The organism is Mesorhizobium sp. DxT, assembly GCF_058448885.1.
Genome location: NZ_JBZFLJ010000003.1, coordinates 184586 through 198240, shown reverse-complemented (window position 1 = coordinate 198240; position 13655 = coordinate 184586). Strand labels below are relative to the sequence as shown.

The 13655-nt window shown below is 63.6% G+C and carries 13 protein-coding genes; 2 read left to right on the top strand and 11 right to left on the bottom strand.

Annotated features, from left to right (window positions below; all coding sequences use genetic code 11):
- The first annotated feature begins 1 nt into the window (after position 1).
- Positions 2–628: a LysE family translocator gene (locus tag ACVJNE_RS08105; RefSeq protein WP_499564526.1), complete on the top strand. Its 627-nt coding sequence runs from the start codon at positions 2–4 to the stop codon at positions 626–628.
- 17 nt (positions 629–645) lie between these two features.
- Here the strand turns inward: ACVJNE_RS08105 and rpe are convergent, their stop codons facing one another.
- From rpe to ACVJNE_RS08050, 11 genes are all read right to left on the bottom strand, one after another.
- Entirely contained in the window at positions 646–1329 is a 684-nt protein-coding gene (rpe, locus tag ACVJNE_RS08100; protein WP_499564524.1) for a ribulose-phosphate 3-epimerase, read from the bottom strand.
- Between the two features lie 70 nt (positions 1330–1399).
- Positions 1400–2458 carry a sugar phosphate isomerase/epimerase family protein gene (locus ACVJNE_RS08095; RefSeq protein ID WP_499564522.1) on the bottom strand — a complete coding sequence of 353 codons (1059 nt, stop codon included), beginning with the start codon at positions 2456–2458 and terminating at the stop codon, positions 1400–1402.
- Positions 2459–2483: 25 nt separating this feature from the next.
- On the bottom strand, positions 2484–3311 hold the full coding sequence (locus tag ACVJNE_RS08090; protein ID WP_499564520.1) for a TolB family protein: 828 nt from the start codon (positions 3309–3311) through the stop codon (positions 2484–2486).
- Entirely contained in the window at positions 3308–4918 is a 1611-nt protein-coding gene (locus ACVJNE_RS08085) for a glycoside hydrolase family 43 protein (protein WP_499564519.1), read from the bottom strand. Before ACVJNE_RS08085 ends, ACVJNE_RS08090 begins: the two co-directional genes overlap by 4 nt.
- Positions 4919–5965 (bottom strand): L-glyceraldehyde 3-phosphate reductase, encoded by a 1047-nt coding sequence (gene mgrA / locus ACVJNE_RS08080; protein WP_499564517.1) that lies wholly within the window; start codon positions 5963–5965, stop codon positions 4919–4921.
- 53 nt (positions 5966–6018) lie between these two features.
- On the bottom strand, positions 6019–7161 hold the full coding sequence (locus ACVJNE_RS08075) for a Gfo/Idh/MocA family protein (protein ID WP_499564515.1): 1143 nt from the start codon (positions 7159–7161) through the stop codon (positions 6019–6021).
- Between the two features lie 11 nt (positions 7162–7172).
- Entirely contained in the window at positions 7173–7919 is a 747-nt protein-coding gene (locus ACVJNE_RS08070) for a sugar phosphate isomerase/epimerase family protein (RefSeq protein WP_499564513.1), read from the bottom strand.
- A 25-nt stretch (positions 7920–7944) separates the two neighbouring features.
- Positions 7945–9045: an ABC transporter ATP-binding protein gene (locus ACVJNE_RS08065; protein ID WP_499564921.1), complete on the bottom strand. Its 1101-nt coding sequence runs from the start codon at positions 9043–9045 to the stop codon at positions 7945–7947.
- Between the two features lie 8 nt (positions 9046–9053).
- Positions 9054–9989, bottom strand: a complete 936-nt coding sequence (locus ACVJNE_RS08060) for a carbohydrate ABC transporter permease (RefSeq protein ID WP_499564511.1) — start codon at positions 9987–9989, stop codon at positions 9054–9056.
- Positions 9982–10875, bottom strand: a complete 894-nt coding sequence (locus tag ACVJNE_RS08055) for a carbohydrate ABC transporter permease (RefSeq protein ID WP_368801560.1) — start codon at positions 10873–10875, stop codon at positions 9982–9984. Before ACVJNE_RS08055 ends, ACVJNE_RS08060 begins: the two co-directional genes overlap by 8 nt.
- Before the next feature lie 82 nt (positions 10876–10957).
- Complete coding sequence (locus ACVJNE_RS08050) at positions 10958–12196, bottom strand: ABC transporter substrate-binding protein (protein WP_499564509.1); 1239 nt, start codon at positions 12194–12196, stop codon at positions 10958–10960.
- Between the two features lie 406 nt (positions 12197–12602).
- Here ACVJNE_RS08050 and ACVJNE_RS08045 point away from each other — a divergent pair, with 406 nt between their 5' ends.
- Complete coding sequence (locus tag ACVJNE_RS08045) at positions 12603–13646, top strand: LacI family transcriptional regulator (protein ID WP_499564507.1); 1044 nt, start codon at positions 12603–12605, stop codon at positions 13644–13646.
- Positions 13647–13655: the final 9 nt, after the last annotated feature.

Here is a 13655-nt window from a genome sequence, read left to right as displayed (position 1 = left end):
GGTGGAAACGGTCGCGGTCGCGCTGCCCACCCTCCTCTCCTTCGCGCTCGCCTCGACTATCATTGAGCTGACACCCGGCCCGAACATGACCTATCTGGCGCTGGTTTCGGCGTCGGAGGGACGACGGGTCGGCTTCGCTACCGTTGCCGGCGTCGCGCTTGGTCTGGCCGTGATCGGGTTCGCGGCAGCCTTCGGCGTCGCGGAGCTCATCAGCGCTTCGCCGCTCGCATACGAGATCCTGCGCTGGGCCGGGGTGGCCTTCCTGTTCTATCTTGCGTGGGACGGATGGCTGGGCGGCGGCGATGTCGTGGCATCGGATGCCAGGATCGGCGGGCGCTATTTCCTGCGTGGTCTGATCACCAACCTGCTCAATCCGAAGGCTGCGATGTTCTACGTCGCCGTGCTGCCGACGTTCGTGGACGCCGCGCGACCGCTATTGGCGCAGACAGTGACGCTGACCGTCGTCTATGTCGTGATCGCAACGCTCATACACGCGGGCATCGTCGGGCTGGCCGGCGCGCTCGAACCCCTGCTGAACAATCCGCGCCGGGAACGGATTGCGCGACGCGCACTTTCAGCCCTGCTGGCGCTCGTCGCGGTCTGGTTCGGGTGGACCACGGCCCGCTGAAAGGACGCCGACGTTTCCTAAACCATTCGCCCCACGGCTGTATCCGCCGCGTCACGGATGGCGGAGATGTTCGTGGCATAGGCGTCTTTCGATCCGCCCTTGAACACCGCCGAGCCTGCGACAAGCACGTTCGCACCGGCCTTCGTGACCAGCGGGGCCGTTTCCGGCGTCACGCCGCCATCGATCTCTATGTCGATCGGACGGTCGCCGATCAGCGCCTTAACGCGGCGCACTTTCTCGACGACCGAGGGAATGAATGCCTGTCCGCCGAAGCCGGGATTGACCGTCATCAGAAGCACGAGGTCGAGCCGGTCGAGCACGTATTCGATGACGTTTTCCGGCGTCGACGGGTTGAGCGACACACCGGCCTTCTTGCCGAGCCCCTTGATCGCCTGCAGCGAGCGGTCGAGGTGGGGGCCGGCCTCGGCATGGACGGTGATGATGTCGCAACCGGCATCCGCGAAGGCGGCCAGATAGGCGTCCGTCGGCGCAATCATGAGATGGCAGTCGAACACCTTGTCGGTGCGGTTGCGGATCGCCTTGATGATGGGCGGGCCGAAGGTGATGTTCGGCACGAAATGGCCGTCCATTACGTCGAGGTGGATCCAGTCGGCCCCGGCGGCAACCACCGCTTCAACCTCGTCGCCGAGCCGGGAAAAGTCGGCCGAAAGCACGGACGGTGCGATGATGGTTCCGGTCATTGCGGACGGCTCCCGTTGATCTGCCGTCCGCCTAGCGTGTGCGTTCGCCGTTGTCGAGAGGCCGAGGGTCTTATCCTATGCCCATCATCCTGCGCAGCGCGGCGCGATCGACGCCGGAATCGGCGAAATCGTCGAATGCCTTCTCGGTGACGCGAATGATGTGGTGTTCGATGAAGGGCGCGCCTTCGGCCGCCCCGTCCTCCGGGTGCTTGAGACAGCATTCCCACTCGAGCACCGCCCAGCGGTCGTACCCGTACTGCGCCAGCTTCGAGAAGATGCCGCCGAAATCGACCTGTCCGTCGCCCAGCGAACGGAAGCGGCCGGCCCGCTCGGTCCAGCCCTGGTAGCCGGAATAGACGCCCTGCCGGCCGGTCGGGTTGAACTCGGCATCCTTCACGTGAAAGGCCGAAATGCGCTCGTGATAGATGTCGATGAAGGCGAGGTAGTCGAGCTGCTGCAGCAGGAAATGCGACGGATCGTAGTTGATCGTGCAGCGCTTGTGGTCGCCCACGGCGTCGAGGAACATCTCGAAGGTCGCGCCGTCGAAAACGTCCTCGCCGGGGTGAATTTCGAAACCGAGATCGCAGTCGGCATCCTCATAGGCATCGAGGATCGGCTTCCAGCGCTTGCCGAGCTCGCCGAATGCTTCCTCGACGAGGCCGGCGGGGCGCTGCGGCCAGGGATAGAGGTAGGGGAAGGCCAGCGAACCGGTGAAGGACACGCTCGCCTTGAGCCCCAGGTTCTGCGACGCCTTCGCCGCAAGCTTCATCTGCTCGACGGCCCACGCCTGCCGCGCTTTCGGATTGCCGCGCACCTTCTGCGGCGCGAACCCGTCGAACTGCGCGTCGTAGGCCGGGTGGACCGCAACTAGCTGGCCCTGGATGTGGGTGGACAATTCGGTGATCTCCACGCCCGCCTCGGCGCAGATGCCCTTGACCTCGTCGCAGTAGTCCTTCGAAGAAGCCGCCTTTTCCAGGTCGAAGAGGCGCCCGTCATTGCTCGGCACCTGAATGCCCTTGTAGCCGTGTCCGGCTGCCCACCTGGCGATCGACGGCAGCGTGTTGAACGGCGCCTCGTCGCCAGCGAATTGCGCCAGAAAGATCGCAGGGCCCTTCATCGTAGCCGGCATGTCATGTTCCTTTCCTGTGTCGATTTCACGGGCGCGCGTAGCGCACGTAAGCGAAAGCAGTCGAGTCCGGTGCCCAGCAGGGCACATTGATCGACCCCTGCCCGCCAAACAGCGAGACGGCAGTGCGGATGCCGCCGCCCTCGGGGTTCATCAGGCGCAGCTCCACGTCTCTACCGCGCGGATGGCCTTCCGTGCCCGCTTCATAAGCCAGATAGAGCACGGCGGTTCCGTCGGGAGAGGGGTGCGGGAACCAGTTCACGCGGTCGTCATTCGTCATCTGCTCGATGCCGCTGCCGTCGGTCCGAACGCGCCAGAGCTGCATCGTTCCGCCCCGGTCGGCATTGAACCATATCCAGTTCCCGTCCGGCGTGTAATCCGGCCCGTCATAATAACCGCCACCATCGGTGAGCCGGGTCTCTTCGCCGCCGGAGGACCGGACAGTGTAGATGTCCATGCCGTCATCGCGTGCCGCCGCGTAGGCCATCGTCCTGCCGTCGGGCGACCAGCCATGCCACCACGACGGTACGTTGTCCGTGATCCGCCTCGGCACGCCACCATCGATGGGCAGCGTGTAGATGCAGGACTGCCCGGTTGCGGACTTGTCGCTGATGACGAGCGTGGCGCCGTCCGGCGAGATGCCGTGATCGTTGTTGCAGGCCGTGGCGAAGCCGGTGTCGATGCGCTGCGGTTTCGCGCCGCTTGCAAGATCGAGCCGCCAGATCAGGCCATCGCCGTTGAACACGAGAAACGTGCCGTCGGGCGACCAGTTTGGCGCCTCTATCAACGCGTCGGTGGCGTGGACGACGCGCTCGGCACCCGTGGCGGGCTCGTGGATGACGATTTCGCTCTTCATCCCACGCGCCCGTAGGTGAACCAGTCGAAATCGGCCTGAAGGCCGCTGCCGCTGGTGTCGAATGCGGCCATGCCGACAAAGGCCCCGGTAAAGGAGCCGTGTTCGCCGCGGCCGCCTTCGTCCGAGATCACGCTCGCGTCGAGCGTCGGGCCGACCTGCTGCCACGTCCCGTCGCGCTCGTAGCTGAAGGTGAGCGTCGCGCCGCGAACCTCGGCCGCCAAGGTGACGGGCGCATCGCCCGGCAGCGGGATCGGTTCGGCGAGCGGAAAGGTGAGCCGGCCGTCAGGCCAGTCTCCGGGACAACTCATTACGGTCAGCACGCGGCCGTGGTACGCGTCGTGAGTGACGGCGAGAAAATGGAACTTGTGCCGATTGTAGTAGTGGACAAGGCCGGCTGCCTGCTGGAACGTTTTGGGCTCATAGTCGAGCCGCGTTTCGGCGCGGAAGGAAAACACGTCCTGCCGCCGTGCGACGAGCGCCTGTTCATACCAGCTCCCGATCGACTCGCGGCCGAACAGCCGCAGGAAGCCCGGACGATCGTTCAACGAGAACAGTCGCTGCCAATCCGGCGTGCGCAGCCACTGGAATTCGAGTGGCAGCTTGCCATCATCGAAATCGTGTCGCTCGACCGCGGGCGGATCGGCGCGCTGCACATCCAGCGGCCCGGGGACCTCGACCGCCGGCACCTGGCCGCCCTGCTCCAGATAGAGCCAGCCATCCTCCTTCCAGACACATTTCTGGATCGCCGTTTCCCTTCCGAGCGGCGAACGCCGCAGGCCCGGCAGCGGCCGTGAGGTCAGATGCGTGTGGTAGATTTCGCCGTTCGGCGTCTCCACAAGCTGGCCGTGCCCTGCCCGTTGGAGAACCGCGTCAGGATCGTCCTTCGAAGTGATGAGATGGGTGCGCGGATGCAGCTCGTAGGGTCCGTCGATGGCCCGGGAGCGTGCCATGGTGACGGCATGGTCGTAGCCGGTGCCGCCCTCCGCCGTCGTCAGATAATACCATCCGGCCCGCTTGAAGAGATGCGGCCCCTCGACCAGCCCGTGCGGGCTACCGGCGAAGATGTTGCGCGCCTCTCCAACCAGCGTCTTCGCCTTCGCGTCCCATTCCTGCAACAGAATGCCGGCAAAGGAGGGATGTTTTGGTTGCCCGCCCACGCCCGACGACACATGGTTCCAGACCATGTTGAGGAACCACTTGCGGCCATCCTCATCGTGGAAAAGCGACGGATCGAAGCCGGACGAGTTGACGTAGGCCGGGTCGGACCACGGCCCCTCAATGGACGGCGCGGTGACTATGTAGTTGTGCGTATCCTTGAAGGCCCCGTCGATGCGTTTGACGTCCGTATAGACCAGCCAGAACAGCCCATCGGCATAGGACAGGCACGGCGCCCAGATGCCGCCGGAGTCCGGATTCCCGCGCATGTCGAGCTGGCTCGCGCGATCGAGCGGCCGCCCGACCAGCCGCCAGTTCACGAGATCCTTCGAGTGATGGAGCTGCACGCCCGGATACCACTCGAAGGTTGAGGTTGCGATATAGTAGTCGTCGCCGACCCTGCAGATCGAGGGATCCGGATTGAAGCCGGGCAGGATCGGGTTGCGGATCATCTACTTCCTCTGCGGCCCTTCGCGTTCGGCGGATGCCGCCCACAGGTTGATGTCCGCATCCTTGGCGAACTGGTCGATCTCGGCGAGTTCCTCGGTCGTGAAGTTTGGATTGGCGAGCGCGCCGACGCAGTCTTCCACCTGTTCAGGGCGGCTGGCGCCGATCAGCGCCGTGGTTACACGGCCGCCCCTCAATACCCAGGCCAACGCCATCTGCGCCAGCGTCTGTCCGCGCCGGGACGCTATCTCGTTGAGCGCACGGATATTGGCCAGGTTCTTCTCGTTGAGAAAGCCGGGACGCAGTGATTTGCCCTGCGCCGCGCGCGCGTCGTCGGGGATGCCGCCGAGATATTTGCCGGTCAGCATGCCCTGCGCGAGCGGCGAGAAGACGATCGAGCCCACGCCGAGATCGTCGAGCGTGTCGAGCAGGCCGTCCTCCTCAACCCAGCGATTGATCATCGAATAGGAGGGCTGATGGATCAGGCACGGCGTGCCGAGTTCCTTGAGGATCGCCACCGCCTCGCGCGTGCGCTTCGAGTTGTAGGACGAGAGGCCGACATAGAGCGCCTTGCCGGAGCGCACGGCATGGTCGAGCGCCATCATCGTCTCTTCAAGCGGCGTCTCGGGATCGAAGCGATGCGAATAGAAGATGTCGACATAGTCGAGCCCCATCCGCTTGAGGCTCTGGTCGAGCGAGGCAAGAACGTATTTGCGGCTGCCCCATTCGCCATAGGGGCCGGGCCACATATTGTAGCCGGCCTTCGTCGAGATGATCATCTCGTCGCGATAGCCGGCGAAATCGTCGCGCAACATCTCGCCGAAAGCGACTTCGGCGGAGCCCGGAGGGGGGCCATAATTGTTGGCGAGGTCGAAATGCGTGATGCCGAGGTCGAAGGCCTTGCGGCAGATCGCGCGCTTGGTTTCATGCGGCGTGTCGCCACCGAAATTGTGCCAAAGTCCCAGCGAGATGGCAGGCAGCTTGAGACCGGACCGACCGCAGCGGTTGTAGGTCATGGTGTCGTAGCGGGTATCGGCTGGCTGCCAGGTCATGTCGGTTCCTTTCACGAGGGGCCGGCGCGGAAGACGCGCCGGCCCCGTCGTAACTATTTCTTCCGCGCTAGCATAGCCTTGGCCTGCGCGGGCGAAAGCGCTTCCGGCCGCTCGCAGGTCGTGCGCATGGCAACAAACCTGCCGGTCTCGCCCGAACGCAGGATGCCGGTCATCACGTCGATGACGTGCAGCGAAAGCTCCAGCGAGCAGCGATGCGGCCGGTCCTCCAGAATGCCCAGAGCCATGTCGGCAAGACCCGAGGCGCGGTAGTTGGCCATCATGCCCTGCGCATGCTGCTGGTTGGGCACGGCGAAGGCATGCTCCCATTTCGGCAGCTTCTTCACCGCATCGGTGCGATTGGTCATCATCACGTCGCCGCCGAAGAAGTTGGGGTCGGGCACGAAGATCGTGCCTTCCTCGCCATAGAGTTCGATCGGCGCGTGGCCGTGCTTCCACACATCCCAGCTTGCATTGAAGGTCACCGTGGCGCCGTTCTCGAACTCCATCAGCGCATGGATCGTCGTCGGCGTCGTCACCTTGATCTTCTCACCGAAGCGCGGCTTGGAGGTGATCGTACGCTCGCTCGCAGGCGTTGCCGCGAGCGCGGCGACACGCTTCACCGGCCCGATGAGCTGGACGAGATTGGTGATGTAGTACGGGCCGATGTCGAGGATCGGCCCGCCGCCCGGCTGGAAGAAGAAGTCCGGGTTTGGATGCCAGTGCTCCATGCCGTGGCTCATGACGTAGCACGTGCCGCTGGTCACGCGCCCGACCTTGCCGTCGTCGATCAGACTGCGCACGCGCTGGTGCGCGCCGCCGAGGAACGTGTCAGGCGCGGAACCGACACGCAGGCCTTTCCTCTCGGCCCGCTTCTTCAGGTCCTGCCCTTCCCGCACCGACAGCACGAAGGGCTTTTCGGAATAGACATGCTTGCCGGCATCGAGAATCGCCTTCGACACCTCATAATGAGCTGCCGGAATGGTCAGGTTGACCACGATGTCGATATCGTCGCTGGCCAGTAGGTCAGCGACGCTGGACGCACGCACACCGAACTCCTTGGCGCGGGCCTGCGCCATCTTCACGTCGAGGTCCGCGCCCGCGCGCATCTCGATGCCCTTGAACAGTGGCGCAAGCATGAAATAGGCGGCCGAGATGTTGCCGCAGCCGATCACGCCGACTCCGAGTTTCTTCGCCATCCCGGTCTCTCCTAAAAGTTCTTTGCCGCCTCGATCGACCGCCGCGCGAAACGCCCGGCATCGCTCGGGTTGTCGTGTTCCATGACGAAGACGCGCGCCGGCGTCTTGTCGCGCAGCGCCTTCATGATCGCCGGCCAGTCCATCGTGCCGTGGCCGACATCGGCCCAACCGTCCTCGTCCTGGGCTTCGCCTGCGGGCGCGATATCCTTCACATGGGCTGCAACGATGCGTGAAGCGTATTCGTCGATCCATCGCATCGGGTCGGCGCCACCACGGACTACCCAGGCCACGTCCATCTCCCAGCCGATCTCCGGCGCCGCATCGAGGATCACGCGCTGCGGCACCGGGCCGTCGCTGCAAGGCACGAACTCGAAGTCGTGGTTGTGCCAGGCAAAGCGCAGGCCTGCCTTGCGGCAGTTCTCATGCACGGCGGCAAGGCGCGCCGCGAAGGCCCGCCAGCCGGCTTCGTCGGACGGTCGGGCGTCGGCGGCGATATGCGGACAGATCAGCGTGCCGATGCCCAGCGTCTCGGCGATGCGGCGCGCAGTGGCAAAGTCGTCCTCCAGCATGTCGAGGGAGAAGTGTCCCGTCGGCATCGTCAGGCAGTTGCGATCGAGCATGGCGCGCAGGCCGGCGGGGTCGTCGTAGAGACCGCCGAACCCTTCCACCTGCGCATAACCTGCCTTTGCGACCATGGCGAAGACGTCTTCCCAGGGCTGGAACTTGCGGGCGGAGTAAAGTTGGAATGACCAGTTCATCGTATCTGTCCGTCGGTTGGGAAAATCAAATGCGTTCGCCGGTGCCGGCGTCGAAAATGGAGGCGCGGCCGGGATCGAAGCCGATGCGCACCACGTCGCCCTTGGCGACCGCGCGCTCGGCATCGATGCGGAAGCTCAGGTTCTGGCCGCCGAACTTGCCCCAGACCAGCGAGTCGGAGCCCATCGGCTCAACGATTTCGATCGTCAGGTCGCTCTGGAAGGGCATCGCACCAGCGCCCTCGCCGAGGATCACGTGTTCCGGCCGTACGCCGAAGACTGCCTTTCCGGTATGCGCGCCGCCCGCGAATTCGTAGCGGTCGAGCGGCACCTTGACGCCATTCGCCTCGAAGACGGCGCTGGCGCCATCTGCGACACACTCGCCCTCGATGAAGTTCATGCCCGGCGAGCCGATGAAGCCGGCGACGAACCGGTTGACCGGACGCGAATAGATCGCCTGCGGCGTATCGAGCTGCTGGATGATCCCGCCACGCATGACCGCGATGCGATCGGCCAGCGTCATCGCCTCGATCTGGTCGTGCGTGACATAGATCATCGTGTTCTCGAGCTTCTGGTGAAGCCGCTTGATCTCGACGCGCAGCTCGGAGCGCAGCTTAGCGTCGAGGTTCGACAAAGGCTCGTCGAACAGGAACACGTCGACGTCGCGGACCAGCGCCCGACCGATCGCGACACGCTGCCGCTGGCCCCCGGACAGTGCAGATGGCTTGCGCTTGAGCAGCGGTTCGATCTGCAGGATCTCCGCAGCGCGTGCGATGCGGCGCTCAATCTCATCCTTGGGCAGGCGCGCGTTCTTCAACCCGAAAGAGAGGTTTCCCTCCACGGTCATCTGCGGGTAGAGCGCGTAGGACTGGAACACCATGCCGATGCCGCGGTCCTTGGGCTCGTCCCAGGTGACGTTGCGGTCGTTGATGAAGATCTGGCCGGCGGAGACGTCGAGCAGTCCTGCGATGCAGTTGAGCAGCGTGGACTTGCCGCAACCCGAAGGACCGAGCAGAACGAGGAACTCGCCTCTGCCGACCTCCAGGTCGAGGCTTTTCAAGACCTCGACGGCACCGAAATTGAGCGAGACGCCGCGCACCGCCACACTCGGCGTGTTGCTGGTATCCATCATGTGCATCAACCCTTGACCGCGCCCGCGGCGATGCCGCGCACGAAAAGCTTGCCTGAAATGAAGTAGACGATCAGCGGCACCAGCCCGGTGAGCAACGTCGCCGCCATGTTGACGTTGTATTCCTTCACACCCTGAACCGAATTGACGATGTTGTTGAGCTGAACCGTCATCGGGTAGTAGTCGGGGCGCGTGTAGACGACGCCGAACAGGAAGTCGTTCCAGATGCCCGTCACCTGCAGGATGACCGCCACGACGAAGATGGGCAGCGACATCGGCAGCATGATCTTGAAGTAGATACCCCAGAAGCCCGCCCCATCGACGCGCGCGGCCTTGAACAGCTCTTCCGGCAGCGAGGTGAAGTAGTTGCGGAAAAGCAGCGTCAGGATCGGCATGCCGAAGATGCAGTGGACGATGATCAGCCCGTAGAGACCGCCGTAAAGGCCGATCTCGCGCAGCATGATGACGATTGGGTAGAGCATCACCTGGTAAGGGATGAACGCGCCGAAGATCAGGATGGTGAAGAACACGTCGGCGCCCTTGAAGCGCCAGTTCGCCAGTGCATAGCCGTTGACCGACGCGATCGCGATCGACAGCACGACCGAAGGAACAGTGATGCGCACCGAATTCCAGAAGCCACGGCTGAGCCCCTCGCAATTGAGACCCGTGCAGGCTTCGGCCCAGGCCTTCACCCAGGGCTGGAAGGTGATCTCGACGGGGGGCGAGAAGATGTTACCGAGGCGGATTTCCGGCATGCCCTTCAGCGAGGTGACGATCATCACATACAGCGGCAACAAGTAGTAGACGGCCACAACGAAGAGCGTGCCGTAGAGGATGATGTTGCGCCGGGAGATGACCTTGCGGGGACGGGGACCGCTCGGACCGGCAAGTGCCTGGTCAGCGTGGTCCGCCGGCGCGGAAACGGGAATAGCGACGTCAGCCACGTTTCTTGCCTCCGAATTCGAGATAGGCCCACGGGATCAGCACGATCAGCACGGTCAGCAGCATCATGGTCGATGCGGCGAAGCCCTGGCCGAGGTTCTGCGACAGGAACATCGCGTCATAGACGTATTTGGCGGGAACCTCCGACGCGATGCCCGGTCCGCCGCCGGTCTGGGCCACCACGAGGTCGTAGACCTTGACGATGCCCGAAGCGATTATGACCAGCGTCGTGATGAATACCGGGCGCATCATCGGGATGACGATGAAGGCGTAGGTCTTCCACATCGGTATGCCGTCGACACGCGCGGCCTTCCAGATGTCCTCGTCGATGCCGCGCAGGCCAGCGAGCATCAGGCACATGATGAGACCGGTGCTCTGCCAGAGGGCGGCAATCAGGATGCCGTAGATGACGATGTCGGCATTGTAGAGCGGATCGAACGAGAAGCTTGTCCAGCCCAACGAGCGAACGATGCCCTCGACGCCGAATTGCGGATTGAGGATCCACTGCCAGACAAGGCCGGTGACGATGAAGGACAGTGCGAACGGGTAGAGGAAGATGGTGCGGAAGGTGTTTTCGAACCTGATCTTCTGGTCCAGCAGCGCCGCCAGCAGAAAGCCGACGACGAGCGAGAAGACGAGCAGGCAGACACCATAGATCAGCAGATTCTGGATCGAGATGATCCATTTGCTGGACGACCACAGCCGTTCGTACTGATCCAGCCCGACGAAATTCTCGCGCGGCAGAAGCCTGGAATTCGTGAAGGAATAGATGATCGTCCAGATCGTGCCGCCGGCAAAGACCACCAGCGCGGTGAGGATCATGGGGATCGCGGCAATCTTCGCGCTCAGATTCCTGAACAGCGGGTTCGGGCGCCGGGCCTCGTGCATGACGGCAACTCCCTGATGAGGGTCACGCTCGCGCCCGCCGCCCCCGACTTCCCGGGGCGGCGCGGCGCTGCTGGCTCACAGATCAGTCGGCGTTCGCCACTAGGTCGACGAAGCGCTTCTGCGCGTCCTCGGCCGTGATGCTCGTATTGTTGAAGAACTCGACGAACAGATCGTTGATCTGCGTCAGCGAGTCCGCCGACATGAGCTGATCGGGCGACTGGATGATGTTGCCCTGGGCCAGAATCTCCAGACCCTTCTTCATGCAGTCGTTGGCCGCTTCCAGGTCGACGTCGCCGCGTACGGGCAACGATCCCTTCTTGAGATTGAAGGCGACCTGCACTTCCGGCGACAGCATCAGCTTGGCGAGGTCGGCCTGCGCGGCACTCTTTTCCTCGTCATCCAGAACCGGGAAGTAGAAGGCATCGCCACCGGTCATGATGACCTCGTTGACACCCAGTCCGGGCAGGCAGGTATAGTCTTCGCCCGCCACCTGGCCGGCGACCTGGAATTCACCCTGCGCCCAGTCGCCCATGATCTGGCCTGCGGCCTGGCCGGTGATGACCATATTCGTGGCCTGGTTCCAGTCCTGCACGTTGGACTTCGCCGACATGGAACGGGCCTGCGCGGCCGCCTCGAAGACCTTGGCGAGCTCTTCGCCGGCGGCAAGGTCCGCATCCTTTTCGCCGAAGATCTTGGTGTAGGCATCCGGCCCGGCAATCGCCGTCAGCAGGACCTGGAACGCAAGCGTGGTCTGCCAGGGCTGCTGGCCAACGGCGAGGGGTATGATGCCCGCTTCCTCGAGCGCGGGAGCGGCGGCTGCATATTCCTCCCAGTTGGTCGGAACCGGCACGCCGGCCTTTTCGAACGCCGCGTTCGAAAGCCACAACCACTGCTGCGAGTGAATGTTGACCGGCACGCAATAGATTTTGCCGTCGAGGGTGCAGGAATCCAGCAGCGAGCTCGGATGCACCACTTCGCGCCATTTGCCTTCCTCGGCGATGTCGGTCAGATCGCGCATCAATCCGGCTTCCACCAGCTCCTCGGCCTGGCGTCCGTGGTTGAATTGCGTTGCGCCCATGGGGTCGCCGCCGGTGATGCGGCTGATCATGATCGGCCGGGCGGTGCCGCCGGAGCCGGCAATTGCGCCGTCGATCCATTTGTGACCGCTGGCGTCGAACGCCTTCGCGAACTCGGCAACGGCCGCCGCTTCGCCTCCAGAGGTCCACCAGTGCGTGACTTCGAGTTCTGCGGCCTGCACCGGTCCGGCAATGTTGAGAGCCGCCGTCGCGGCGAAGGCGGCGGTAAGGAGCCTATAACGCATCATATTTCCTCCCTGAAACTGTAACGTTACAGATTGAAGCGTAGGGCAATCCAAGGGGCCGCGCAACGGGGAAAGCGGCGTCAGCGGCGATTTTTTTCGAACCTCGAACTAATGCACCACTCGCTCCTCTGCAGATAAGGCTCGCGGTGAAAACATGCTGCATTGCGGTATTTCTCTTCAAGTTTGTAGCTAAAGCGCTGATTCATAGAAGCTGTGCGTTGCAGCATATGGCGCGCCGAGGGCACCATTCTGACCACATGGAGATCAGATCGAGTTCAACAATCGGCAGATTTGCCGTGCAACTCTTCTCAAAAACTGTAACGTTACAGTTTCCATTTTCAGCTCGGGACTGGTGCGGCTGGGGCGAATGCGTTAGGCCGTGCGCCGGGTTAACGGGCAGCGACGTATGAACGATCAGCGCAGGAACGGACAGAACGAGGTGGCGGCCGGCGGCCGGCCCACCCTCAAGACGATCGCCTTCATGACCGGGCTCGGCGTCACCACGGTTTCGCGCGCCCTGAAGGACGCGCCGGACATCGGCGAGGAGACGAAGAAGCGCGTCCAGCTCGTCGCGCGCCAGGTCGGTTATCGGCCCAATCGTGCTGGCGTTCGCCTGCGCACCGGCAAGACCAACGTGATCTCGCTTGTCCTCAATACCGACGAGCAACTGATGGGCTTCATATCCGACATCATCTACGGTGTGTCGGAGGAGCTGGCCTCGTCCTCCTATCACCTGATCCTGACGCCCTATTCCAGCCGTAACGATCCGATGGATCCGATCCGCTACGTGGTGGAGACCCATTCCGCCGACGGCGTCATCATCTCGCAGACGGAACCCAACGATCCACGGGTGCGCTACCTGACGGAACACGGATTTCCGTTCGCCACTCACGGGCGCACGCATACGGGGGTCGAGCACCCTTGGCATGATTTTGACAACCATGCCTTCGCCATGCAGGCCGTGCGAGCTCTGGTGGCGAAGGGCCGACGCCGGCTTGCCCTGCTCGCGCCGTCGCCGAAGCTCACCTACTACCGTCATATGAGCGACGGGTTCGCCGAAGGTGTCGAAGAGCAGGGTTGCGCCGCCATCCCGTTTCGCGATGCCTGGGTGGACATGCCCGTCGAACAGATCAAGGCAGCCGCGACGGCACTTCTACAACGCAGCACGCCACCTGACGGTCTCGTCTCGGGCAGCGGTGCAGGCGCCTTCGCACTTGTCGCAGCCATCGAGGAATGTGGGCTGCAGCTTGGCCGCGACATCGACATCGTGACCAAGCAATCGACGCCGCTGGTTCAGATGTTCCGCCCGCAGATCCTTGTGGTGAACGAGGATTTCCGCCTTGCCGGTCGCGAACTGGCCCGCGCTGTCAGGGCGAGCATCGACGGCGCAGTGCCGGCATCATTGCAAACGCTTGCCGTACCCGATGGCGTCGAAGGCCCCAGACCCTGACCTCAGCCC